Below are 24,421 nucleotides of genomic sequence, written 5' to 3'. Positions count from 1 at the left end.
CCTTGCGCGATTTGCTTGTCACCGGTACACATGTATTGACGAACATGTGCATTGCTGGTGCCCGCTGGATCCCCCGAGCCACTGACTTCTGCTCAGCAGGAATTGTACGAATGGCTTGCTGATTACATCGGCAGTCATCATCACAGCCCCTCGATTCGCCAGATGATGCAGGCCATGGGCCTGCGATCGCCTGCGCCGGTTCAGAGTCGGCTGCGCCACCTCCAGCAGAAGGGATGGATTACCTGGCAGGAGGGCCAGGCGCGTACGCTTCAGCTGCTCGGCGGAGTGTCATCAGGGATTCCCGTGCTGGGGGCTGTCGCTGCCGGTGGATTGGTCGAGACCTTTGATGATGTGCAAGAGCGGTTGGACCTGGCTCCTGTGCTGGAAACTCGTGGTTTGTTTGCTCTTACGGTGAATGGCGATTCGATGGTGGATGCTCACATTGCCGACGGGGATGTGGTGCTGATGGAGCCAGTGATCGAGCCATCGCGTTTGCGTGAGGGAACGATTGTGAGTGCGTTGGTGCCGGGGAGCGGAACCACTCTCAAGTATTTCCATCGGGATGGCGCTGTCATCCGACTCGAAGCCGCTAACCCTGCGTATGACCCGATCGAGGTGCCTGCCGATCAGGTGCAGGTGCAAGGAAAATTGGCTGCTGTGTGGCGGCAGGTGTGAGTGGCAATGCCATGGGCGGCGTGACGTTGTAAGCTTCGACACGACGGAGAGACGGCCAAGGCCTTCTTGACGCATTGGGGCCATAGCTCAGCTGGTAGAGCACCTGCATGGCATGCAGGGGGTCAGGAGTTCGAGTCTCCTTGGCTCCATGTCTCAAAATTCTGTCAGTGACAGGGTTGTTGCGATCCGTGGGGATCGCTTTTTTCTTGTTTTTGCCTAAATAGTCGCCGCTGTACCCAAAAAAGTGCCCAAAAATTGGTGCTGTTGAAGTTGCCCGAAGGAGCTCGTGCAGTGACTCGGTCAAACAGTGGCTAGTTCACCCAGCGGCTTGTTCAAAGAGGGGGTGGGCTTAAGAATCGCAGAGTGGTCAGCCGTCGAGGCGAGCCAGCTTCATCGCCTGTGCCACCGCTGCTGTGACAGCGCCCATTTGGTTGGTCTGGGTGCCTTTCTCCATCACCCGATGCAATACCTGCAGCAGCTGTGCGGTGTACTCCTTGCGGTCGATTTCGAAGTCTTGAACGATCTGTTGGTTGGCTTCATGGATGTAGAAGTCAGCTGAGCGAGGTTTGAGGCCCCATTCGGTTGCTGCAAGCTCAAGGCACTCTGAGCGTGTTCCTCCGCGGGCAAGAAGTAGGCGAATTTGATTCACCCGCCTGAGCTTTTCTGCGTTTGTAATTCTCGCCATAGGGTCAGTCTATGTGGCGTTGTTAGGCATGAAAAAACCCCGCCTTTTGACGGGGTTACTCGTGTGATTAAATGTTCAGATCAGATAAAACCATCAGCATTGAGGTCAACGGCAAAGAGTTCCTCAAAGCCTTGATCGGCAAGTTCGTCCCCTGGTTGAAAACCAGTGCTATCGATGATGGTGCCATTGAAGTCAGTTGTCCAAACGAGATATTGGTCACGGAGTGCATCATTGGTGCCTTCCAATAAGACCTTGAATCCGCCATCAACTTGAGCGGCAGCGATGGCATCCCACCTGTTTGTGGTTGAATCGGAGTATGTGCCTCCTTTGTTGTTCTGGAGTGTGATGGCGCCACTTTCACTGAACAATTGGTAATTGGTCACATTGTCTACAAGCCCGTTCTGATCTTCATCTTTGATTTCATTGCCGATGATTCCATCAGCATTGGTATCGAAGTTGAAAGTTTCTTCCCATCCAAGACGAGTTGCGATATCACCAGACTTCCAGCCACTACCGCCTGTAATCACTCCATTTGAATTCGTATTCCAGACGTAGAACGTGTCGTTTCGAGAACCTGTACCTTCCAGTAGGACCTGGAAGCCGTTATCGGTTTCGATAGCAGCAACTACATCGGAGTTGCCAGATGAGCTGTTGTTATAAGTTTGGCCAGCATTGTTTTTGAGTGTGATAGCACCAGCTTCTGAGAAGAGCTGATAAGCGGTGAGTTCGGTGCCATCGACAATGCCGTTGTTGTCGTCATCAAGGATCAAAGCGCCAATGGTTCCATCACGATTGGTATCAAAGTTGAAAGTTTCTTCCCAACCGAGACGAGTTGCGATATTGCCAGACTTCCAGCCACTACCGCCTGTAATCACTCCATTTGAATTCGTATCCCAGACGTAGAACGTGTCGTTTCGAGAACCTGTACCTTCCAGTAGGACCTGGAAGCCGTTATCGGTTTCGATAGCAGCAACTACATCGGAGTTGCCAGATGAGCTGTTGTTATAAGTTTGGCCAGCATTGTTTTTGAGTGTGATAGCACCAGCTTCTGAGAAGAGCTGATAAGCGGTGAGTTCGGTGCCATCGACAATGCCGTTGTTGTCGTCATCAAGGATCAAAGCGCCAATGGTTCCATCACGATTGGTATCAAAGTTGAAAGTTTCTTCCCAACCGAGACGAGTTGCGATATTGCCAGACTTCCAGCCACTACCGCCTGTAATCACTCCATTTGAATTCGTATCCCAGACGTAGAACGTGTCGTTTCGAGAACCTGTACCTTCCAGTAGGACCTGGAAGCCGTTATCGGTTTCGATAGCAGCAACTACATCGGAGTTGCCAGATGAGCTGTTGTTATAAGTTTGGCCAGCATTGTTTTTGAGTGTGATAGCACCAGCTTCTGAGAAGAGCTGATAAGCGGTGAGTTCGGTGCCATCGACAATGCCGTTGTTGTCGTCATCAAGGATCAAAGCGCCAATGGTTCCATCACGATTGGTATCAAAGTTGAAAGTTTCTTCCCATCCAAGACGAGTTGCGATATCACCAGACTTCCAGCCACTACCGCCTATGATCACTCCATTTGAATTCGTATTCCAGACGTAGAACGTATCGTTTCGAGAACCTGTACCTTCCAGTAGGACCTGGAAGCCGTTATCGGTTTCGATAGCAGCAACTACATCGGAGTTGCCAGATGAGCTGTTGTTATAAGTTTGGCCAGCATTGTTTTTGAGTGTGATAGCACCAGCTTCTGAGAAGAGCTGATAAGCGGTGAGTTCGGTGCCATCGACAATGCCGTTGTTGTCGTCATCAAGGATCAAAGCGCCAATGGTTCCATCACGATTGGTATCAAAGTTGAAAGTTTCTTCCCATCCAAGACGAGTTGCGATATCACCAGACTTCCAGCCACTACCGCCTATGATCACTCCATTTGAATTCGTATTCCAGACGTAGAACGTATCGTTTCGAGAACCTGTACCTTCCAGTAGGACCTGGAAGCCGTTATCGGTTTCGATAGCAGCAACTACATCGGAGTTGCCAGATGAGCTGTTGTTATAAGTTTGGCCAGCATTGTTTTTGAGTGTGATAGCACCAGCTTCTGAGAAGAGCTGATAAGCGGTGAGTTCGGTGCCATCAACAATGCCGTTGTTGTCTTCATCGAGAAGCACTTCATCTTCAACTGGATCGAGTGTGAGTGATGTGCTGCCATTGGCGGTTCCCCCATTTCCATCACTGACTACAAAACTGAAGACCACTTCACCATTGAGATCTTGTGTTGGGGTGTAGGTCCAGGTGCCATCACCGTTGTCAGTGATGGTTCCATTGGCTGATGCGGTGCTGACGCTGGTGATCGACAGGGCATCGCCTTCAATGTCGGAATAGCCCTTCAGCAGATCAGACGCCTTCAGCACATAGGCCACATCTTCTGTTCCATTGGGCAGCTCAACAGGAGTGCCGCTCAGAACTGGTGCATCGTTGACGGCAGCAACATTGAGGGATGCGGTGGCATCAGTGGTGAGAGAGCCATCACTGACGGTGTAGCTGAAGGAGACTTCACCGTTGAAGTTCGCTCCTGGTGTGAAGGTCCAGTTGCCATCGTTATTGTTGGTGAAGTAGCCAACAGATGCCGTGATGTCAGTGACTGAGAGAGTGTCTCCATCAACATCGGTGTAGCCCTGCAGAAGATCAGAAGCTTTGAGGATGTAGGGGATATCTTCTTTTCCGTTAGGTAGCGATGCTGGAGTACCGGTTAGTTCAGGAGCATCGTTAACAGGGGTTAGCGAGAAGCTTTGGTAAGCAGGAGTGTATGCACCATTTCCGTCAGTAACGGAGTAGGAGAGGTCAACGTTGCCGTTGAAGTTTTGAGGAGTCGTGAGCGTCCGGGTACCGTCGTCATTGTTGGTGAAGTATCCAATAGATGTCGTTAGGTCATTGACTGAGAGCGTGTCACCATCAACATCGGTGTAGCCCTGCAGCAGATCAGAGGCTTTGAGGGTGTAGGGGATATCTTCTTTCCCATTGGGAAGTGTTGCAGCAGTTCCGGATAAGACGGGGGCATCGTTGATCGGATTAATCGATAGTGAGGCGCTGGTTTTGACCCCAAAGTCAGAGCCAAGTTTGATTTCGGCAATTCCAAATACTTTTATACCATTGAATGCTGGTGATGGCCTATTGCCATCGTCATACCAGCTCCCTTCTTCTAATCCACTTGTTTCAGTTTTATAGAGCGAATCGTTATTAAATCCTCTTCCAATATACGCATAATTTGATATTCCATCGTTAGGGCTATTAGGCTCTGGCAGTCCATCTCCGTTGGATTGATCCCATGACCTAAAAGTTGATTTACTTGCATCCTTCCATGCCCAGTCACCCTCCTTTTCTTCATCCGTTAACCCTATTCCATAGAACACAAAATTTCCAGGTGATTCAAAATAGCTATTTGTTGCTAGCCAATAGTTTTCTTCGGCATCATTGATGGTTACGAGGTTTCCGCCTAGCTTTTCAGCATTTTCCTGAGCGTCTTTCCATGTAGGCCCTTCGACAATCACATATGCAGAATCACCACGTCGAATGAAGGGTATTTCAGCGATTCCCTTTGAGATATTTCCTTGTTGATTGGTCCAGTCATCCCAGAAGCCTTCAATATTTATTACCCCATAGTTTTCTGGCACGTATTCACCATTCGGTGTGCCTTCTGCCCAGTTGAAGTAATTGCTAGGAACCCCGTTAGACCACCCCCAGGTTCTTGCTTCATCCGACTTCGTGAGGCCAATATATGCACCTTCATACGTGTCTTGAATATTTGTTGCTAAGATCAGGTTTGAATATATCCAATCATTCTCGTACTGGTCGTTGATTTGTGTTAAGTGACCGCCCAGCTTTTTTGCATTGGTTTCCGCACTTGTCCATGAGGGCCCGTCTACGATTGTATACAGACTGTTTCCTCGCAAAAATACTTTGTCATTGATCTTGTAGTTTTCTCCGCCTCCGTTGTCGCTAATGCTGTAGCTGAATTCAACCTCACCATTCCAGTCTTTGGTTGGTGTAAATATCCAGCTTTTGTCTGGATTAGCATTCAGTTCTCCAGCACCCTTGCTGAGATCGAGATCGGTGATGAATAGCTCATCTCCGTCTACATCTGAGGCATTCGCGAGGAGTTGCTCAGAAGTGATGAGGAAGCTTGTGTCTTCTGGTGTTGAGCCAAGATCAACAGCTCCGGAGACGATCGGAGCATCGTTAACAGGAGTGAGCGAGAAGCTTTGGTAAGCGGAAGTGTATGCACCATTCCCATCAGAGACGGAGTAGGAGATGTCAACGGTGCCATTGAAGTTTTGAGGAGTCGTGAGCGTCCATGTGCCGTCGTCATTGTTGGTGAAGTACCCAACAGAGGTCGTGAGGTCAGTGACTGAGAGCGTGTCATCATCAGCATCGGTGTAGCCCTGCAGAAGATCAGAGGCTTTGAGGATGTAAGGGACATCTTCTTTTCCGTTAGAAAGTGATGCTGGCGTACCGGTTAGTTCAGGAGCATCGTTAACAGGAGTGAGCGAGAAGCTTTGGTAAGCGGAAGTGTATGCACCATTCCCATCAGAGACGGAGTAGGAGATGTCAACGGTGCCATTGAAGTTTTGAGGAGTCGTGAGCGTCCATGTGCCGTCGTCATTGTTGGTGAAGTACCCAACAGAGGTCGTGAGGTCAGTGACTGAGAGCGTGTCATCATCAGCATCGGTGTAGCCCTGCAGAAGATTAGAGGCTTTGAGGATGTAAGGGACATCTTCTTTTCCGTTAGAAAGTGATGCTGGCGTACCGGTTAGTTCAGGAGCATCGTTAATAGGAGTTAGCGAGAAGCTTTGGTAAGCAGGAGTGTATGCACCATTTCCGTCAGTAACGGAGTAGGAGAGGTCAACGTTGCCGTTGAAGTTTTGAGGAGTCGTGAGCGTCCAGGTACCGTCGTCATTGTTGGTGAAGTAACCAACAGAGGTCGTGAGGTTAGTGACTGAGAGAGTGTCTCCATCAACATCGGTGTAGCCCTGCAGAAGATCAGAAGCTTTGAGGATGTAAGGGACATCTTCTTTTCCGTTAGAAAGTGATGCTGGAGTACCGGTTAGTTCAGGAGCATTGTTCACCGGGGTGACGGTGAGACCAGCCAGAGCTGTTATCACCGTGCCCGTTTGCACAGTTGCTGCAGAGTTTCCTGTTGATAAGTTGCTCTTTATCTTCAGCGTGAAAGCGTCATTGGAGCCGATTTGGCTAGTCAGTACTTTCACATCCTCACCAACCTGGAGAGCACCAGTCGTTGATCCTGAGATGATCAGCTGACCATTGTTGTTCTCGAGAATTTCTCGGGGATAGAGAGTGCCTTGGTGATCAATAACCTGCGTTATACCGAAGTTGCCATCTGAGCTGACAGCTTGTATTTCTAAGGTTCCGTTGCTGCTGGCTTGACTCAGTAGGATTCCTCCATTTGCCGCTCTACCGAGTCGATAGTGTTTGTTCGCGACAGGCTTGCTCCACAGGGACTTACCGGTGCTTCCTTGAATTTTCTCTAGGTTGCCTTTGTCGATAAAATAAAGAGCATCTTCTTCTTCATCGACAATGATGTTGGAGCGGATCCAATTCTCCATCCGCGTCCATATCGTGGCTCCGGTTGTTTCATCGCGCGCAATCAGGTAGTTGTTGGCGCCAGCAGTATCACCATTTCCGATTGTCCCCACACCATTCACTGAGCCAAAGGTGTACCCGTCGATGTAAGCAATGTTGCGGGACTGATCACTGACGATTTGGTTTCCGCCGGAGTTACCTGAACCGGTGGTGTAAGCCTGTCTGATAGTCCCGTCCTCGGGATTGAGTTTCAGTTGAAAGCCCTTCCATCCACCTGTGAAGTCAGCTCCATAGAAATTTGGGACGTCTTTGATGAAGGTGTAGGCATCATTGACTTCACTGACGCGTCCATGGATCAGCAGATTGCCGTTGGCATCGAGTGCAGCGGTTGCGCCGATTTCATGAATGCCAATTCCGTAGTTCTTGTACCAGAGCTGGTTGCCATTGGCACTGATCGCGGTGGCATAGACATCAGAGTCGTTTTTGCCCGATTCACCGGAGGCACCTGTCTTGGTTCCGCCTGCGATGAATACGGTGTCATCACCATTAACCAAAATCTGTCCGGCACCAGGTGCGTAATCAGCATTGATGTCAAGTGACCAGACGACCTGTCCACTGTTGGTCAATCGTTGAACGGTGACGGTGGAGGAGCCGTTGCCATTTTGGCTGCTGACGGCGTGGGCGAGATCTCCATTGCTGAAGGTCGCCAGGCCACCGGAGTAATCATTACCGCTAGTGCCGTCGTATCGCAGCCATTGCTCGCTGACAGGCGTGCTTTTACCATCACTGACGCCATAGGAGAAAGAGGCGTCGCCGTTCCAGTTGGCATCGGGTGAGAAGGTCCAGGTGCCATCGCCGTTGTCCGTGATGGAACCTTGGCCCTCAATGAGCTTGAGGTTGGAGATGGAGAGGGAATCGCCATCGGGATCGGAGGCATTCGCGAGGAGTTGCTCAGAAGTGATGAGGAAGCTTGTGTCTTCTGGTGTTGAGCCAAGATCAACAGCTCCGGAGACGATCGGAGCATCGTTAACAGGAGTTAGCGAGAAGCTTTGGTAAGCGGGAGTGTATGCACCATTCCCATCAGAGACGAAGTAGGTCAGGTCTACGGTGCCGTTGAAGTTCTGAGGAGTCGTGAGCGTCCAGGTACCGTCGACATTGTTGGTGAAGTATCCAACAGATGTCGTTAGGTCAGTGACTGAGAGCATGTCACTATCGGCATCGGTGTAGCCCTGCAGCAGATCAGATACTTTGAGGATGTAAGGGATATCTTCTTTTCCGTTAGGCAGTGATGCTGGAGTTCCGGTTAGTTCAGGCGCATCATTGACCTGAGTAACCGTGAGTGACGCGCTTGTTTTGACGCCAAAGTCAGAACCAAGTTTGATTTCAGCAATCCCCTTGATTTCTCCCTTTTGCCCAAACCAATTCCAGTAGTTAGTAGCAACATCATTCCAGCTCCCATCGCCAAACTGAATTGTTCCGACATTTTCTAACCCGCCGCTGTTGCTTGGATTGCCTGCATCCCAATTTGTGTATGTGGTTGCTTCTCCACTTGACCAGATCCACTGGCCTTCGATTTTTGTATCACTATACCCAATAAATCCAGCACCGTTTGTAAAGTCTTTACGGAACGTATTCAGGATCCAATCATTCTCCTCAGCGTCATTGATGGTTACGAGATGGCCGCCTAACTTCTGAGCATTTGCTTCTGCTTCCTCCCAGGTTGGCCCTTGAACAACAACATATGCAGAATCACCACGTCGAATGAAGGGTATTTCAGCGATCCCCTTTGAGATATTTCCTTGTTGATTGGTCCAGTCATCCCAGAAGCCTTCAATATTTATTACCCCATAGTTTTCTGGCACGTATTCACCATTCGGTGTGCCTTCTGCCCAGTTGAAGTAATTGCTAGGAACCCCGTTAGACCACCCCCAGGTTCTTGTTTCATCCGACTTCGTGAGACCAATATATGCACCTTCATACGTGTCTTGAATATTTGTTGCTAAGATCAGGTTTGAATATATCCAATCATTCTCGTACTGGTCGTTGATTTGTGTTAAGTGACCGCCCAGCTTTTTTGCATTGGTTTCCGCACTTGTCCATGAGGGCCCGTCTACGATTGTATACAGACTGCTTCCTCGCAAAAATACTTTGTCATTGATCTTGTAGCTTTCTCCGCCTCCGCTGTCGCTAATGCTGTAGCTGAATTCAACCTCACCATTCCAGTCTTTGGTTGGGGTAAATACCCATCCTCCGTTTGGATTAGTAATCAGTTCTCCGGCACCCTTGCTGAGATCGAGATCGGTGATGAATAGCTCATCTCCGTCTATATCTGAGGCATTCGCGAGGAGTTGCTCAGAAGTGATGAGGAAGTTGGTGTCTTCTGGTGTTGAGCCAAGATCAACAGCTCCGGAGACGATCGGAGCATCGTTAACAGGAGTGAGCGAGAAGCTTTGGTAAGCGGAAGTGTATGCACCATTCCCATCAGAGACGGAGTAGGAGATGTCAACGGTGCCATTGAAGTTTTGAGGAGTCGTGAGCGTCCAGGTGCCGTCGTCATTGTTGGTGAAGTACCCAACAGAGGTCGTGAGGTCAGTGACTGAGAGCGTGTCATCATCAGCATCGGTGTAGCCCTGCAGAAGATCAGAGGCTTTGAGGATGTAAGGGACATCTTCTTTTCCGTTAGAAAGTGATGCTGGCGTACCGGTTAGTTCAGGAGCATCGTTAACAGGAGTGAGCGAGAAGCTTTGGTAAGCGGAAGTGTATGCACCATTCCCATCAGAGACGGAGTAGGAGATGTCAACGGTGCCATTGAAGTTTTGAGGAGTCGTGAGCGTCCAGGTGCCATCGTCATTGTTGGTGAAGTAGCCAACAGATGTCGTGAGGTTAGTGACTGAGAGAGTGTCTCCATCAACATCGGTGTAGCCCTGCAGAAGATCAGAAGCTTTGAGGGTGTAAGGGATATCTTCTTTTCCGTTAGGCAGCGATGCTGGAGTACCGGTCAGTTCTGGGGCGTCGTTCACTGGAGTGACGGTGAGATCAGCCATAGCTGTTGTCACCTCGCCCGTTTGAACAGTGGCTGCAGAGGTGCCTGCTGAGAAGTTGCTCTTGATCTTCAGCGTGAAAGCGTCATTGGAGCCGATTTGGCTTGTCAGTACTTTCACATCCTCACCAACCTGGAGAGCACCAGTCGTTGATCCAGAGATGATCAGCTGACCATTGTTGGTCTCGAGTATTTCTCGGGGATAGAGGGTGCCTTGGTGATCAATAACCTGCGTTATACCGAAGTTGCCATCTGAACTGACAGCTTGTATTTCTAAGGTTCCGTTGCTGCTGGCTTGACTCAATAGAATTCCGCCATTTGCCGCTTTACCGAGTCGATAGTGGTTGTTCGCGATAGGCTTGCTCCACAGGGACTTACCAGTGCTTCCTTGGATCTTCTCTAGGTTGCCCTTGTCGATAAAATAAAGACCATCCTCTTCTTCTATGACAACGATGTTGGAGCGGATCCAATTCTCCATCCGCGTCCATATCGTGGCGCCGGTTGTTTCATCGCGCGCAATCAGGTAGTTGTTGGCGCCAGCAGTATCACCATTTCCGATTGTCCCCACGCCATTCACTGAGCCAAAGGTGTACCCGTTGATGTAGGCAATGTTGCGGGACTGATCACTGACGATTTGGTTTCCGCCGGAGTTATATGAACCGGTGGTGTAGGCCTGTCTGATAGTCCCGTTTTCGGGGTTGAGTTTCAGTTGAAAGCCCTTCCATCCACCTGTGAAGTCAGCTCCATAGAAATTTGGGACGTCTTTGATGAAGGTGTAGGCATCATTGACTTCACTGATGCGTCCATTGATCAGTAGATTGCCGTTGGCATCGAGTGCAGCGGTTGCGCCGATTTCATGAATGCCAATACCGTAGTTCTTGTACCAGAGCTGGTTGCCATTGGTACTGATCGCGGTGGCATAGACATCAGAGTCGTTTTTGCCCGATTCACCGGAGGCACCTGTCTTGGTTCCGCCTGTGATGAATACGGTGTCATCACCATTAACCAAAATTTGACCGGCACTAGGTGCGTAATCAGCATTGATGTCAAGTGACCAGACAACCTGTCCACTGGTGGTCACTCGTTGAACGGTGACGGTGGATGAGCCGTTGTCATTTTGGCTGCTGACGGCGTGGGCGAGATCTCCATTGCTGAAGATCGCAAGACCACCGGAGTAATCATTACCGCTAGTGCCGCCGTATCGCAGCCATTGCTCGCTGACAGGCGTGCTTTCACCATCACTGACGGTGTATGAGAAGGAAACATCACCGTTGAAGTTTCCTGCTGGTGAGAAGGTCCAGGTGCCATCGGCGTTTTCCGTGATGGAACCTTGGCCCTCAATGAGCTTGAGGTTGGAGATGGAGAGGGCATCCCCATCGGGATCGGAGGCATTCGCGAGGAGTTGCTCAGAAGTGATGAGGAAGCTTGTGTCTTCTGGTGTTGAGCCAAGATCAACAGCTCCGGGGACGATCGGAGCATCGTTAACAGGAGTTAGTGAGAAAGTCTGGTAAGCGGGAGTGTATGCACCATTTCCATCAGTAACGGAGTAGGAGAATTCAACGGAGCCGTTGAAGTTTTGAGGAGTCGTGAGTGTCCAGGTGCCGTCGTCATTGTTGGTGAAGTAGCCAACAGATGTCCTCAGTTCAGTGACTGAGAGCGTGTCACCATCAGCATCGGTGTAGCCTTGCAGAAGATCGGAGGTTTTGAGTATGTAAGGGACATCTTCTTTCCCGTCAGGTAGTGTTGCAACAGTTCTAGTTAAAGCTGGGGCAGTGTTTGTATTGACTGATTTTGCTATTGATGCCGTGAATTTGAAGTCGTCGTCTCCATCCCATGTTCGCGGAGAAGTGACAAAATCAACGACATCTCCCTGAGAAAGCTGGATGTGTACATTGTAGTTGTATGCAGCAGTTGAATTAGTCGCAATCTGTGAATATACAATTTCGCCATTAACGGTGATAAATCCTTCGACGCCATCGCCTCCGCCCCCTTTGTTTGTATCATCAAAAATTCCGGTTATCTGAAATTCACCTGAAGACTCTGCAATCCATCGTCTAACAGTCCAGTGCACAATACCCGAGGTTGGCTTTGTGCTGATAGGACCATGCGGATGACCACCGTCAGGCCTTAGGCGTGTGTAATATGTTGAGTCAATATCCCAAAAAGTTCCGTTGTTATTGTAGTTCTGAAACTGATGGAAATTGTTTTGGTTGAGCTCCCCGCCATTGTAATATCCATAATACCAGTTGTTTTCTCCTTGAGTTGCTGAAAATTCTGTTACAGAATTTGCGACTTCAATTAGGTCATTTTCTAGGGTCGCTGCATCCGGTATGGCATGGGTGCCGTCATTGCTGCCTGTGTTGGTCTCCATGGTTTCGGCTTCGGTAATTGTGCTCATTGCTTTTTGTCTTGGGTGGTTTTCGAAGAGACTCTTGGGTTTGCTTGCTCCTCGGTGAGTGACTGTTAGGCACTATTACTTAGCCAAAAGCCAGGGTCTTGAGAAAAGCTTAAGTCCCTGGGTTTTCGTCTTTCTGGAGTAAAAGAAATGCTTTTTAGAGTTCATTTGCTCTGGTGAGCTGTTCATCCTCTCGGAGATTGCTTAGTGATAAATACCTGCAACACCTGTTCCGTTTGTGCAACGCAGCAGCCGAGTTCACGGGTTGGACCCTGCTGATAAGCGCAGCTTATGTCCTAACTCCACAACGATTCCATCTTCGGCGTGATGGATGCTCTGGTGATGGGTACCGCAAATGAATTTTCTGCAAGTTGGGTGAAGAAAATTTGCCCATAGAGGACTTTTGTCTGCTTCCGACTGCCTCTTGAAATCAGTGACCTTCCACATCCTCCAATGCTGTCGTTGCCGAAGTTGCCCTGGAGATTGTCGTTGCCATCACCGCCACGTATGAGGTCGGATCCAGCTCAGATCTCCGTTGATCGAGAGGATGTGCTGCATCAACACGGTGGATTCCAGGGGTAGAGCAGTGTGAAAAGTCTTGGTTTCGTTGATCAGCTGATCGACAACCGCCATGGCCACCTCCATCACCTCAGCGCTGACCAGTTCATCGCTGGATCGCACCGACATACGCCTTGCCTGCGTCATTGACCGTCAATGTCGCCAGTGCCGATGGACGCAGCCCCATGTATCCCACCAACCCGACGCCAGTCATAAATCCTCCCGACTGGCTTCCAGAGCGGCATCAGCAGGGGGGAGATAACATCTGGCGACTTCGTAGCGCTCAACGCCAAATTTCAGAAAGCGGCTGACGCCATCGAGATTGCGTTTACGCCCCACGCCACCCGTCGTCATCTCCGGAAAGTGGCGGTCAGCGTATGCCTTCATCACCGCCAGCCCCGTTTGTGGCTTGGGTTTCGTCTCTTCCATCACGATGACGATCCGCTTGAGCTAGGCACTGGTGTTGTCCCGTAGGCCGCTATGGGCATTGAGAAATCCGTTTCGAATGTGATCCAGCCGCCTGATGCACCTGTTGCATCACTCCCCAGGGGGTGGGCAGTTGAAGCCCGGTAACCATCGCGAGATTCTTTAACGGTGAGTTCGGGATGCTCTTCGAGCCTTGTTCGGATTCCGCTGACGCTGTTCAAGATTGCGGTTCTGTTGGCCGGGGCCCATTCGATGTCGAACACCACCGACTGTTCAAAGTTCTCAAGCCTGCGGATCAGTTGCGCTTTTCCCCATCGGTTCTTTAGAGACCAACCCAGACCATGTTCATCCTTGAGCGATTGCCTTAACCGCTTCTCCCATGGCGTTTCCTGCGTCTTCCTGGGCACCTCGTCTCAGCAGGGAACACTGCTGGAAATGTACCCAAAAATGTGCCCAAAAATGCTGTAACAAGCCATATCGGGTTGCAATAAGCGTGCCCATGCTCAGCCTGAATTCCAGTGAGAAATTGGCTTTATGACAGTTTTATGCGATGGTTTGACCCCGCAGGTTTGGATTTTGACCCGGCAGATACCATGCAGGGGGTCAGGAGTTCGAGTCTCCTTGGCTCCATTGAATGTAAGGACGAAAAGTGAGTGATTGTGGCTCTTTTTAGAGATTCAAATTAAGTGTTTAGTTTGTGTTGGATGTATTTGCATCGTTTATCTTTCTCGCTTCTCGGTGGTTGATACTAGTTTTTGATTGATTGCATTTTGGGGTTTGATTTTCTTGAGGTGGTTAAGGAAAGCCTGCCTCCCTGGTTATGAGTCGTTCTCAATGCTGCAGTGAGTTTGGGGTTTGTGCCTCTTCAGAGGGCGTTGGTTCTTGCCTCAACTTGTCTCAAGGTTTCGGATTGTTTTGTGGCGATGTTCAGGTTGGCAATTCTCAGGTGGGATCAATGTAAACGGCATTACTCGGCGTTGTCTGCGGATGGAATGGATTTATGCGTAAAGCGAATTGATGGGTTTGAGTCGCATCAGGCGATTGTCGCTCGTTACTTTAACGATGACGACCTGCTTACTAGTAGTCAGATGAAATGCCAAGATTCTCCTTTATGGTCACCACAATCTCATTCTGAAAAGGAGATGATTGATTGGTTAGAACGCGAGATCGCGCGAGACTGGGTTTGGCCTTTGCTCAAGCAAGAACGTGATGATTACGAAGACCACTTTTTCTCATGTGAGGAGAATGAATTTATCTTTTAGGTGATCTATTTAGCGTTTTCCTTGTTTTGTGCTGAGGCCCTCAGTATTAAGAGGGGGATTAGAGGCTTAAGCGCTTTTAGTCTGCGCTGCTAGCGTTCAAGAGTGTTCTTCCATCACCCGAGATCCATACTCTGGTTGTTGTTTCTGGTTGAGCATTCGACTGTTCCCACCCTGGCTTGCCGCCTGGGACTAGAAACTGGAAGCCGTCCCGACTCGCGTGAATGAGGCATGGATTGTTCACGGCACTCGTAAACATGCATGATCCTGGCCGGTAAATCCTTAGGCCTCCGTTGAATGTTACGACTGATCCTCTTGCTAGATTAATAGCGCGTCGAGCTGCGAGTGGGAAGCTTCGCGGATAGACGTTGACTTGATCTTGTGTTTGAGTCGCTAATGATTCCCACGCTTGTTTTTCAAAATTGATCGTAGTCTTGAAGGTTGAAGCTTCTTCGTTTGCAGAAGGGTTTTCAGGCGTTGATGTGTTTTTGTCTGTTTCTTCGGGTACTTGTGAATTCCTTTCGGGCGTTATCAACTCACAACCTATTTCTTCTGTGCTCAAGTCGACACTGCTGGCTGCGATGGGTCTCTTGGTTTTGCGATCAAAGCACTGATAAGTCACGTTGAGTTCGTCAGCGTTGATGCTGTACGCGGTTGCGCCATAAATAAGAGCAAGAGCAGCAAGCGTGAATCTCATCATGGTGAATTGATCTCGCGCCATCCTACTGCTGATCATGTTCAAATCGTTTCCAGAAGATGAGTAACTTGTTTCCTTCTGTAACTGATGGATTCGTTTGTCTCTTTTTGTTGGGGGTTGAAGGTCTTCCTTCGGTTCTTGTGGCGCGCTTGTTTGGGTTTAATGGTGGGTATTCTCTTGCTATTGTTTGATTATTGGCTCACTTGATTTGCTCTATTGAGTCAACGGTCGGATGCTTTTCGATCGCGAAGCGATGTTTTTGGCCCTATTTCGTGGCCATCCAATGCGGCTGTTGCTTTGATGTACAGATTGGGACTGTAGTGGAGTTCTGTGAGCTTGTTTGCATCGACTCATTGGTCGCTTTTGTGGGCATGCTGGCGGCGATGGGGGGTATGGCACCTAACGCAGCTGCCAAATAATTTGCCGTTCCTGTGTCCGTTTGGATGTGTTGAATCTGACTGATTAATGATTTTGTTGAATGAATGATGGCCTGGTTGTTTTGATTATTGCGGAATGATTTGCCTCTTCAGGGTGGCCTTTGCTGTCGTTCAATCTGTTTGTGCTGTTAGGCCTTGTCGCCTGCCCTTTGGTGGTAACTCGACTCCTGGGCCTCTTCGTGCTTGGTATTAGACTGATTTTCAGATGATGATTGCGCATGGGATGGAGGGATAATGCAAATGCGCTGTTGACAGGTCTCACGATCAAGCAGCGTGAAGGTCTCCGCCAAGTTCTCATTGATGTTCATCATGCCGGTGTTTGGTCTTGGTCGCTACCTGTTTTATTGAGAGATCGTTGCTGGATGCGCCTTGACCGTATTCAGCTCAGTCAGCTCCGTTGTTACCTTCCGCCTGAGGGGCGTGAGGAATCTCCTGAACTTGTGCATTACCGCATGCTGATCGCCGATGGAGTGGAGCCGCTGGTTGCTCAGCAAGTTTGCTGGCAACACTTCGGCATGGATGACTGTCAACGATCTCTTCGTGATTACTGGCAAAGCTGTATGGTCGAACACCATGGTTGGACTGCCTGTCGATATCGCCAACTCGTGATCGCTTATAGAGAGCGGATTGAACGCGGTGATGTTGTTGTCCCGATGCTTGTTCTGGCTCGGAGGGGGAGCAATGAGCAACATCGGTTGCACTGGATTTGCTTCACGCCATCGCTAAATGACGTCTCCACAACAGTTGCAATTTGATCCCACTTAATCCCAAGTCACGGTGCAGCGGTAGAGAGTTTCACCCCCGATCCCTCCGGCTTGTTTTTCTTCGCAGGATGTGTCGGTGACCGTTTTTCCTGCAGGAACTTTGCCCAAAGCACGATTTGTGGCCACGTCCTGATCGACCGACTGAAACGAGGCTGAACCCGCTTTGGAGCTGAGACCGCTTGTTCCGATTAAGAAAAGCGCAATTGATAGCGGAGCGATTCTGAGCAGGTTGTTCATGAGATTTCTTTTGTTGATTGAGTCGTTCTCATCTCAGTTGATTCTTTGCTTGCAGAGATGATGATGACTGGTCTGATCGGCGACGTCCTGTAGCCGTTTTTCAGCAGTCGTACTCGATGTGATTGAGGCGTTCCCGTCGGTTGATGTCGTCGTCGCGCATCCAGGCTTCGATGTACTCCTGTTGAGCTCTTCGATCCGGCTTGCTACCCGGTTTCAAGGTGGTCGTTCGCTGCCCTGCAGTAGGTGTTGTCATGGCTGATCATCTTCACTGTCTACACCGTTGAAATCTGCAGGCTTTTCGTCAATGAGTATTCACAGCCATTCCCAACAGTTCATGCAAGGCTGATGCCTTGATGTCTGAACGATTGGTGCTCGATCATCCTGATGCCATCTCTCTGGCACTGTTTGCTGTAGGGCTGGCGTCAACTGTCTTGGTGCTGTGGGTGTCCTCACGTCGAGTGGACTTGAATGAGCGGGAGCGCTCCCAGTTCATGCGCATGCGTTCACGCTTGGATCAGCTGATGCGTGAGCGTTCCTGAGCCATGACCCTTCTGATTGCTGCTGGTGCCTTGATTGCCCTGCTGTCACTGACCCAGTTTCTGGTGCGAAGGTCGATGGATGATGGACAGAGCTCCAACTGAGCTCAGTTAGCGCTTCGCCAGTCCTCGGCCGTTACCGATCAAACCGGCATCAATCACCAGGCCGATGGCTACCACCAGCAGACCGCTGAAACTGCTCAACCCCCCGAAAGAGGATTGGGCGAAGCACAGACCCAAGGTGGTGGTGGGGAGAAGCACCACTCCCAGCAGAGGAAGAATTGGGTTGGGGATCGGCAGACCCATGAATGGTTCCAGAACGAAGGCTGGACTGAAAATCCACAACAGGATCAGGATGATTCGCGGTGCGATCAGCCCGAGCGCAGCAAAAAGACACATCAGCCAGCTCCCACCACCTCAAACGTACCGCTGCTGGTGATCAAGAGCATCACCACGCTGGCGGCCACCAGCACCATTGGCCAGATCTCACGCTCGGCGTTCATGGCCAAAAATGCGGATGGTTTCCTTGTAGCAACCCTCTTTCAGGGTGACTCCTCCAAGGGCCGGAATGCTGTTTCGCGGGTAAAGAAAACCGCCGTGATCAAAGTGATCAGCCCTGCCAGAGCCACCCAGGCTCCTGGAAGCATTGGATTGCCTGTGCGGCTGATCAACCAGGTGGCAATCAAGGGGGTGGTCCCTCCGAAATAACCCTCGGCGATGTTGAAGGCCACGGCCAGACCGGTGCATCGCACAGCTGCGGGCATCAGCTCCACATTGGCTGGATTCTTACCGCCAGCGAGCAGGGCGACCGCAATGGTGAGTCCGAGTTCTCCGCGCAGCACCAGCTGCGGGTCAGTGCTGTGCATCAGATCAAAAAACGACAGCGCACCGAAACACATCAAGGCAGACCCGCTGATCAGCATCGGTTTGCGTCCGATGCGATCCGATAGCCAGGCCGCAATCGGATACAACAGCAAGAGCACCGCGAGGATGCCGGTGTTCAGGCTCAGCGCTGTGGTGTCGCGGAAGTTGTCGATGTCTTCCAAATAGCTCACGGCATACACAAAGGTGGCGTAGTAGCCGACGCTGCTGGCGATGTTCAGGGCCATCACCTGCAGCACCTGCAGCCGGTAACGTCCGAACGTCTCCCGTACCGGTGCTCGCACCTTCGGTTCGATTACCTCCGCGCCGATCCCCTGGCGAATGACAATGCCAGTGAAGGCAACAAGAGCTCCCAAGACGAAGGGCAAACGCCAACCCCAGCTCCCCAACTGATCGGGCGTCAGGGTGTGGGCGAGTAAATCCCCGAAGCCGGATCCCAACAGCATGCCCAGCACGGAGCCCCATAGCCCCCAGATCGCGTAGAACCCTCGCTGGCGCTGGGGGGCATGTTCGCTCAGAAAAATGATCGAGCTGGTGTACTCGCCGCCTACGGACAGCCCCTGGATCAACCGCAGCACCACCACGGCGATCGGAGCCGCTACACCGATTTGTTGATGGGTTGGCAGCACTCCCATCAGCACGGTTGGGATTGCCATCGCCATCACCGAGAGGCTGAGGGCACGGCGACGACCGAATAGGTCGCCGATGCGGCCGAACACCACACCGCCCAAGGGCCGCACCAGAAAGCCTGCGGCAAAGGCTCCGAAGGCTCCGATCAGGGAGCTGGCAGGGTCGCTCGATGGGAAGAACTCACGGCCGATCACCGTGGCGAAGTAGCCATACACCGCGAAGTCGTACCACTCCATCACGTTGCCGATCAGGCCGGCCAGCAGAACCCTGGTGGTGCTGGCTGTCGGTTTCGTCGGGGTCATCGTGGGTCGTCTGCGATTTCATGCAGGCGGTCGATGAGTAGATCCACCTCGGTGTCCACGCCGCCATCCTCGGCCCAGGCTTCCGGGATGTGTTTTGCCTGCACCAGTTCATTCAGTTTTTCGCCATTGCGGCGTTGCAGGTTGGTGCTGGTGTCGGCAACGGCTTTCTTGTTTGTTCGTGTTTCACCGATCAGGTGACAAGCGATCGTGCGCCGGTGAGGCGCCGAGCGGTGTTCCCAGAGATACACGGCTTGCCAGGTCCCGAGAAGCAGTTGGCCGTTCTCGACACTCAGGCTCAGGGTTTGATGGGTGAGCGCGGTGCGGATGTGGGCCGGCATGTCGTCGTTGCCTTCGTCGTCATGCAGGTAACGCCGCCGCTGTCCGTTGGCTGCCAGTGGACCGGCGCCATCCTGCGGAACGATCGCGTCCATCCAGGCCGCGAGATCCAGCAGCACCCGCGGGTCGGCGTTTTCATTGATGGTGAGGCTGCAACTGGTGTGCAGGCAGGTGAGATGTACAACGCCGCACTGCATCTGGGTGCTGCGGATCCAATTGTTCAGGGAACCATCGATGCGATTGAAGCCTGAACCCTTGGTCTGTATCTCCAGTCGGCTGAGCGCTTGATCCAGCGCCATTGACGTTCTGTTCCGATTCTTATCGCTTTAGCTAGGGCTCGCTGCGAGGGGAATGGCTTCACCCACGGTGGGGGTGATCAGCATGCATCTCTCGGTGGCCTCAGGGCTGGCTTCCGACTGACCGCCAGCTTCCAGCACTTTGCTGATCAGGCCGCTGAAGCGCACGTCTCCGCCTGTGGTGCTTGCCAGCACCTGTTGGGGCTGAAAGCGGCTGATCAGATCCGGCATCACGCTGGCGCCGGTGATGAAGTTGCCCACCAGGGGCAGGCCTAAATCCACCACAGGTGTGATCACCGTCTGCACGGGGCGCTCCTCTAGGGAGGGATCCAGCACCCCATGGGGTTCTAAGTAGAGAGATCCACCAGGCCAGTCGAGCAGGTACCCGTTCTCCACGGCCGGAACGGCAGCACCAGCGGTGGCGCGAATCTGCAAAGGGCCACGCTCTGTGCTTTCACCAGGGTTAAGCGTCTGAACGGAGGTGAAGCCCAGCCGCTTCGCCACCTTGGCCGCTGCGGCAGATCCCACCACGGGCAGATCTTTGCTCAACATCATGAGGGTTTCAGGGTGGGCGTGATCCTGAAGGCCCTGGGTGAGCAGCAGCAGATCAATTGACTCAGGCACAGGCTGCAGCGAGGGCATCTCTCCTTTCAGCAGCCAGGGGCCAGGGGGAAACACCAGGGGGCCAAACAGCCAGGGGTCCAACAGCACGCGCAGATCCGCAACCTCGAGAAACCAACCATTGGCGCCGAGGTAAGTGGCAGTTGCGGTCATGGGTGCATCTTTTTTCAATGCAAAAACCGTAGGGGTTCAACCTCTGACGACGAGAGCTACGACTGTTCCCGCTGCGGCAACGGTGATCACAAGCAGTAACTGCACAAGGAGTGCGTGACGCAGCATCACGATCGGGATGAGCAGCCCACCCTCTTTTGGGCTGCCAAAATGCCAGGAGAAGACCAGCCATTGGTGGACGTTCTCGATCTGTTTCCCCGCTCCATCCTGCGGGGCACCCTGCCGGATCCTCTGCTCCAGCAACTGATTGCACTGAGTGAGAGCATTCTGGCCAATCCAGATTCGAGCCCCGATGCATCCGCGAAGCTGGCGGGTCAACTGCGTCAGCAACGCGAACTGCGGCCTGAGCAACCCGGAGTGCAGGACCTCAGCAACAACCACCTTCTGCCTGCTTGCGAGCGTTGGATCCGCCACGTGATGGACCGTCAGCCTCCCCAAGGTCGGGGCCCCTGGGTTCCCGGTCGCTACCGCTTGCAGATGATTGATCTCTGGCTCAATTGCCAGACCGCAGGTGACTACAACCCCACCCATACCCACGGCGGCAGCTTTTCCGGGGTGATCTTTCTGAAGGTGCCACCCCAGATCAATGCCAACAGTTTTGATGGCCAACTCTGCTTCCACGGCCCGGAAGACTGGCATCTGCAATCGTTCCGTACCGGAATGGCGCATTACGTGCTTCCCATCCCCGGAGAGTTCTATGTGTTCCCGGCCTGGCAACCCCATTCGGTGATGCCCTTCCGTGGAGACGGGGAACGCTGGTCTCTTGCCTTCAATGCCGTGGCAATACCTGGTGTTGCGCCAGCCGCGATGCAGCAACCCTCAAAGCAGCAACCCCTCGGCAACATTTCTCTCTCGAGTCAGCGCCCCACGGCCAAAGGGTTTTAGAGACCCGTCAGAGTTCATTGGTTGCATTGATTCAAGATTCATCGAACAAACAGAGCTGTTGCAGCAAGTAATGCGCGCAGCGAGACCGGATCAGGACGGACAGAGGAATCTCGATCAGCTGATCATCCGCCATCAGATGCTGAACATTGAGTTGCAGGTTCCGTTCCGCCGCGGTCTCAGGGATGGACTGCCAGCCGCTGCTCTCGATGTGAAGGATCCAACACAGCTGTCAACTCGACCCATCGTTGCTGACCGCGCCCCCCGTGTTCTGGGTGGTCCAGGCCCGTGCTGGACGTCAGGCCATCAGGAATCGATGAAAACTTGAGTCAACGTGCTCTCTAGGACATGCCCTGAGGAGGCAATCATGTCTGTGTTGTCGGCGATGAACTGCTCCAGCACACCCGGCATTGCCTGCATCACCGCACACACCTTGGAGGGATCATCCTTGCTGACACCGCGGAACAGGGAGGTGATTCCAAGCGTTTTCTGGAATGGCAGTGACTCGTCGTAGACCTTGGCCCAATCGCTGAATGACTTGGTGATTGTGAAAGTAAGGACGTGGGTTTCCATCGACCAGGATCAAGGTGCTGGCGGAAACTATCACCAGAATTAGCAATCCTTAAATCGGCTTCACTACTCAATCGTCTGGTGCAAAAACCGTAGGGGCTTAACCCCTAACGGCGAGAGCCACCCCTACCACCGCCAGCGCCGAGGCCAGCCATCCAGCGGCGAGCGGATGATCGCCTTCTGCACGGGCCACCAACAGCGCCATCACCGGTGCGGTGCTGAGCACTGTGATGCCAACACCAAGAGGCAGCTGTTGCAGTACCACCTGCTGCAGAAGGATCCCCAGAACGGTGCCCAGCCCGGTGGCCAGCAGCACCCGAGGCCAACGGGCGATCTTTGGTCGGGGCTGCGGAAACGCCGTATGGAAACGCAACCAGGGAAGCAGCAGCAGCAAGCCGCCGAGCAGCCTGGCGGAGGCGCTTTGGATCGGGCTCAGATCCGTGGTCATCAGAACGTTGCGGGAGACCGCCGCTCCTGTCACACCGCAGATCACCGCCGCCAGGGCCAACGTCAGCCCGATGATCTGTTCGCGAGTGCTCCGGTCGTTTCGGCTGGTGTCATCCGGCGGTTGTTGCCGGGCCACCAACACCACTGACACAGTGACCATGACAGTGCCGAGCCAAGCCTGGCTTGAGAGCCGTTCCCCCATCACCAGTAGACCACCGCTGGCCGCTGCCAGAGGAGAGAGTGATTCGAGAGTGAGGGTGCGGCGTGTTCCCAAACGCCGCAATGCAGCCAGGTAAAAGCTGTCCCCCAGCGAGATCCCGATGCCGCCACTGAGCAGCAGCAGCAACAATCCGGGGACTTCGTGTGTCCAGGGGAGGCTGATCAGCACGGGCAGCAGCGCCATGCAGGCGATGGCGTTTTTGAGGCCATTGAGCTGCAGTGCGCTCAGGGAGGTCACCAGTCCGCGCCAGAGGCTGCTGGCCAGGGTCCAGGCCAATGCTGCGAAGAGTCCAGCAAGAACACCCATTCAGCGTTTGCGTTGGATCAGCTGGCCTACGAGAAGGCCGATCACAAGTGCTCCGGCTCCATGGCCTTGAAGGAGTGTGAGGCCAAGCATCAATCCCAGGACTGGTGAGTTGAGCAGAACGGACAAGCTGCCGCCCACAACGCCGGAACTCCAGCTCTGCAGGCCTCCGAGACAAGGCAGGCATTCATGCAGCCCCATGCCCAGGGCACTGCTGGCCAGGATCACAGGGAAGAATTGCCCCCCTTTCCAGCCAGTTTCCAGGCAGAGGCCCACCAACAGCAGCTTGAAGAGCGCTGACAGCAGCAGCACGCCAGTGCTCAGCGACCAGGCGCCGAGCACCAGGGGCTTGAGCTGGTTCTCTCCAGAGAACACAGACAGCGGCAGGGCCCAGAGGCTGAAGCCAAGGATCAGACCGGTTAGCACCGGGGTGAACCAGAAGCGTTCCTGCAGGGACAGCGACCGCAGCCAATGGCGCCAATGGCCCAGCAGCACACCGATGCAGCAGCCCACGAGACCTGCCAGAACTGCAGCGACCAGTGCCCCGAACCACTGCTCTTGATCCACTGGCCAGTCGTAGGGCACGCCGCGCAGGCCGCCGCCCAGGTCGCTCAATCCTCTGAACACCACGAAGCCAGCCACTCCGCCGAGGGTGCCTGGCAACCAGCGCCAGAGCAGCTGCCAGCGCTTGCCAGCCAGCGCTGCCCCTCCCACGAGGGGGGAGTGGAACAAGCCCAACGTTCCTGCCATCGCCGCAGCCACCAGGTCACGGTCGGTGCCCCTCCAGACGCGATGGCTGGCCACAGCAATCAAGCGGGTCATCAGCGCTTCCGGACCGAGGGTGCCGCCGCCGATTAACGCCAGACCTCCTCCGAGCAGCTGGCGTGACCCCTCGCTGGTCTGAAGGCCATCGGGCCGGCGCAGCTCCGTCAGGGTCTGCGCCAGTTCAGGCAGGGCGCTGGAGGGCCGGTGCCGTTGCAGCAGGCTGATGGCCAGGCCGATTCTACTGCACCAGAGCAGGCACCAGCACAGGGAACGCTCCGAGGGCAGACCCTCAAGCACTGCTGAACCCCAGACCCATTCCTGTAGGGACAGGACAACTTTCACCACAACAGCCGCCAGGGCTCCGCCGGCCGCTCCTGCCAGCATGGCCCTCAAGCTGCCCCGCAGAAGGGTGTGGCGGGGTGAGTGTGGAGGGTCTGTCACCAGTGGGGGTCAGTGGCCAGTTCCACCGTGAGTTGACCAGTGGCCGGGGCCGGCACGGTGCTGATGCAGGCCCTCACCACGGTGCCGTTCACTTCGATTTCGCAGGCGCCGCAACTTCCGCCAAGGCAGCCGGTGGGGATGTGAACGCCTGCGCTCCTGGCGGCGGCAAGCCAGTCCTCGCCCTTTGGGCAATGGCTACGCCGTCCGTCCGGCCACTGAATGGACACCATCAACGATTCCGAGGGCATACCGGA

21 protein-coding genes and 1 tRNA gene are annotated in these 24,421 nt (G+C 53.1%); 6 read left to right on the top strand and 16 right to left on the bottom strand.

What is annotated here, in order from left to right; all coding sequences use genetic code 11:
* Positions 1–51: 51 nt before the first annotated feature.
* Both lexA and WH7805_RS04705 read left to right on the top strand, forming a co-directional pair.
* Positions 52–675 (top strand): transcriptional repressor LexA, encoded by a 624-nt coding sequence (gene lexA / locus WH7805_RS04710; protein ID WP_006041854.1) that lies wholly within the window; start codon positions 52–54, stop codon positions 673–675.
* Positions 676–751: 76 nt separating this feature from the next.
* Positions 752–824 (top strand) — tRNA-Ala (locus WH7805_RS04705).
* Positions 825–1,042: 218 nt separating this feature from the next.
* On the opposite strand, the gene WH7805_RS04700 is transcribed toward WH7805_RS04705, so the two are convergent.
* From WH7805_RS04700 to WH7805_RS14355, 6 genes are all read right to left on the bottom strand, one after another.
* Positions 1,043–1,360 (bottom strand): hypothetical protein, encoded by a 318-nt coding sequence (locus WH7805_RS04700; protein WP_006041852.1) that lies wholly within the window; start codon positions 1,358–1,360, stop codon positions 1,043–1,045.
* Positions 1,361–1,440: 80 nt separating this feature from the next.
* Complete coding sequence (locus tag WH7805_RS14365; RefSeq protein WP_038004422.1) at positions 1,441–12,390, bottom strand: cadherin-like domain-containing protein; 10,950 nt, start codon at positions 12,388–12,390, stop codon at positions 1,441–1,443.
* A gap of 492 nt (positions 12,391–12,882) precedes the next feature.
* Positions 12,883–13,092 (bottom strand): hypothetical protein, encoded by a 210-nt coding sequence (locus WH7805_RS04690; RefSeq protein WP_232198951.1) that lies wholly within the window; start codon positions 13,090–13,092, stop codon positions 12,883–12,885.
* A gap of 63 nt (positions 13,093–13,155) precedes the next feature.
* Positions 13,156–13,332 carry a hypothetical protein gene (locus tag WH7805_RS04685; protein ID WP_198005732.1) on the bottom strand — a complete coding sequence of 59 codons (177 nt, stop codon included), beginning with the start codon at positions 13,330–13,332 and terminating at the stop codon, positions 13,156–13,158.
* 41 nt (positions 13,333–13,373) lie between these two features.
* Positions 13,374–13,778: a hypothetical protein gene (locus WH7805_RS14360; protein ID WP_156783611.1), complete on the bottom strand. Its 405-nt coding sequence runs from the start codon at positions 13,776–13,778 to the stop codon at positions 13,374–13,376.
* Positions 13,779–14,709: 931 nt separating this feature from the next.
* Positions 14,710–15,351: a hypothetical protein gene (locus tag WH7805_RS14355; protein ID WP_156783609.1), complete on the bottom strand. Its 642-nt coding sequence runs from the start codon at positions 15,349–15,351 to the stop codon at positions 14,710–14,712.
* A gap of 865 nt (positions 15,352–16,216) precedes the next feature.
* Here WH7805_RS14355 and WH7805_RS14925 point away from each other — a divergent pair.
* The gene (locus tag WH7805_RS14925) at positions 16,217–16,519 is read left to right on the top strand and encodes a hypothetical protein (protein ID WP_232198950.1); all 303 of its coding nucleotides are present in this window, start codon (positions 16,217–16,219) and stop codon (positions 16,517–16,519) included.
* Between the two features lie 6 nt (positions 16,520–16,525).
* Here WH7805_RS14925 and WH7805_RS04670 read toward each other — a convergent pair whose 3' ends face one another.
* Entirely contained in the window at positions 16,526–16,765 is a 240-nt protein-coding gene (locus WH7805_RS04670) for a hypothetical protein (RefSeq protein WP_006041845.1), read from the bottom strand.
* A gap of 100 nt (positions 16,766–16,865) precedes the next feature.
* Entirely contained in the window at positions 16,866–17,018 is a 153-nt protein-coding gene (locus WH7805_RS14345; RefSeq protein WP_006041844.1) for a hypothetical protein, read from the bottom strand.
* A 100-nt stretch (positions 17,019–17,118) separates the two neighbouring features.
* Between WH7805_RS14345 and WH7805_RS04665 the strand changes: the two genes are divergently transcribed.
* Positions 17,119–17,304: a hypothetical protein gene (locus WH7805_RS04665; protein WP_006041843.1), complete on the top strand. Its 186-nt coding sequence runs from the start codon at positions 17,119–17,121 to the stop codon at positions 17,302–17,304.
* Positions 17,305–17,412: 108 nt separating this feature from the next.
* Here the strand turns inward: WH7805_RS04665 and WH7805_RS04660 are convergent, their stop codons facing one another.
* From WH7805_RS04660 to WH7805_RS04645, 4 genes are all read right to left on the bottom strand, one after another.
* On the bottom strand, positions 17,413–17,700 hold the full coding sequence (locus tag WH7805_RS04660) for a hypothetical protein (protein WP_006041841.1): 288 nt from the start codon (positions 17,698–17,700) through the stop codon (positions 17,413–17,415).
* A gap of 143 nt (positions 17,701–17,843) precedes the next feature.
* A complete protein-coding gene (locus WH7805_RS04655; protein ID WP_006041839.1) occupies positions 17,844–19,115 on the bottom strand; it encodes an MFS transporter in 1,272 nt (423 codons plus the stop codon).
* Complete coding sequence (locus WH7805_RS04650; RefSeq protein WP_006041838.1) at positions 19,112–19,750, bottom strand: secondary thiamine-phosphate synthase enzyme YjbQ; 639 nt, start codon at positions 19,748–19,750, stop codon at positions 19,112–19,114. The genes WH7805_RS04655 and WH7805_RS04650 overlap by 4 nt, the downstream gene beginning before the upstream one ends.
* Positions 19,751–19,777: 27 nt before the next feature.
* Positions 19,778–20,521 (bottom strand): MBL fold metallo-hydrolase, encoded by a 744-nt coding sequence (locus tag WH7805_RS04645; protein ID WP_006041837.1) that lies wholly within the window; start codon positions 20,519–20,521, stop codon positions 19,778–19,780.
* 192 nt (positions 20,522–20,713) lie between these two features.
* Between WH7805_RS04645 and WH7805_RS04640 the strand changes: the two genes are divergently transcribed.
* Both WH7805_RS04640 and WH7805_RS14685 read left to right on the top strand, forming a co-directional pair.
* Complete coding sequence (locus WH7805_RS04640) at positions 20,714–21,424, top strand: putative 2OG-Fe(II) oxygenase (protein WP_038005039.1); 711 nt, start codon at positions 20,714–20,716, stop codon at positions 21,422–21,424.
* Positions 21,425–21,494: 70 nt separating this feature from the next.
* Entirely contained in the window at positions 21,495–21,749 is a 255-nt protein-coding gene (locus WH7805_RS14685; RefSeq protein ID WP_006041834.1) for a hypothetical protein, read from the top strand.
* Here the strand turns inward: WH7805_RS14685 and WH7805_RS04630 are convergent.
* From WH7805_RS04630 to WH7805_RS04615, 4 genes are all read right to left on the bottom strand, one after another.
* The gene (locus WH7805_RS04630) at positions 21,728–21,994 is read right to left on the bottom strand and encodes a DUF3764 family protein (RefSeq protein WP_006041833.1); all 267 of its coding nucleotides are present in this window, start codon (positions 21,992–21,994) and stop codon (positions 21,728–21,730) included. The two genes, WH7805_RS14685 and WH7805_RS04630, sit on opposite strands and share 22 nt — an antisense overlap.
* Positions 21,995–22,091: 97 nt before the next feature.
* A complete protein-coding gene (locus tag WH7805_RS04625) occupies positions 22,092–22,964 on the bottom strand; it encodes an EamA family transporter (protein WP_006041832.1) in 873 nt (290 codons plus the stop codon).
* Positions 22,965–24,167 carry a chloride channel protein gene (locus tag WH7805_RS04620; RefSeq protein ID WP_156783607.1) on the bottom strand — a complete coding sequence of 401 codons (1,203 nt, stop codon included), beginning with the start codon at positions 24,165–24,167 and terminating at the stop codon, positions 22,965–22,967.
* The gene (locus WH7805_RS04615) at positions 24,164–24,415 is read right to left on the bottom strand and encodes a 2Fe-2S iron-sulfur cluster-binding protein (RefSeq protein ID WP_006041830.1); all 252 of its coding nucleotides are present in this window, start codon (positions 24,413–24,415) and stop codon (positions 24,164–24,166) included. Before WH7805_RS04615 ends, WH7805_RS04620 begins: the two co-directional genes overlap by 4 nt.
* Positions 24,416–24,421: the final 6 nt, after the last annotated feature.

It is taken from the genome of Synechococcus sp. WH 7805 (assembly GCF_000153285.1).
Classification (GTDB): Bacteria; Cyanobacteriota; Cyanobacteriia; order PCC-6307; family Cyanobiaceae; genus Synechococcus_C.
The sequence above is the reverse complement of the archived record's forward strand: the minus strand, read 5'-3'. Positions and strand labels throughout refer to the sequence as shown.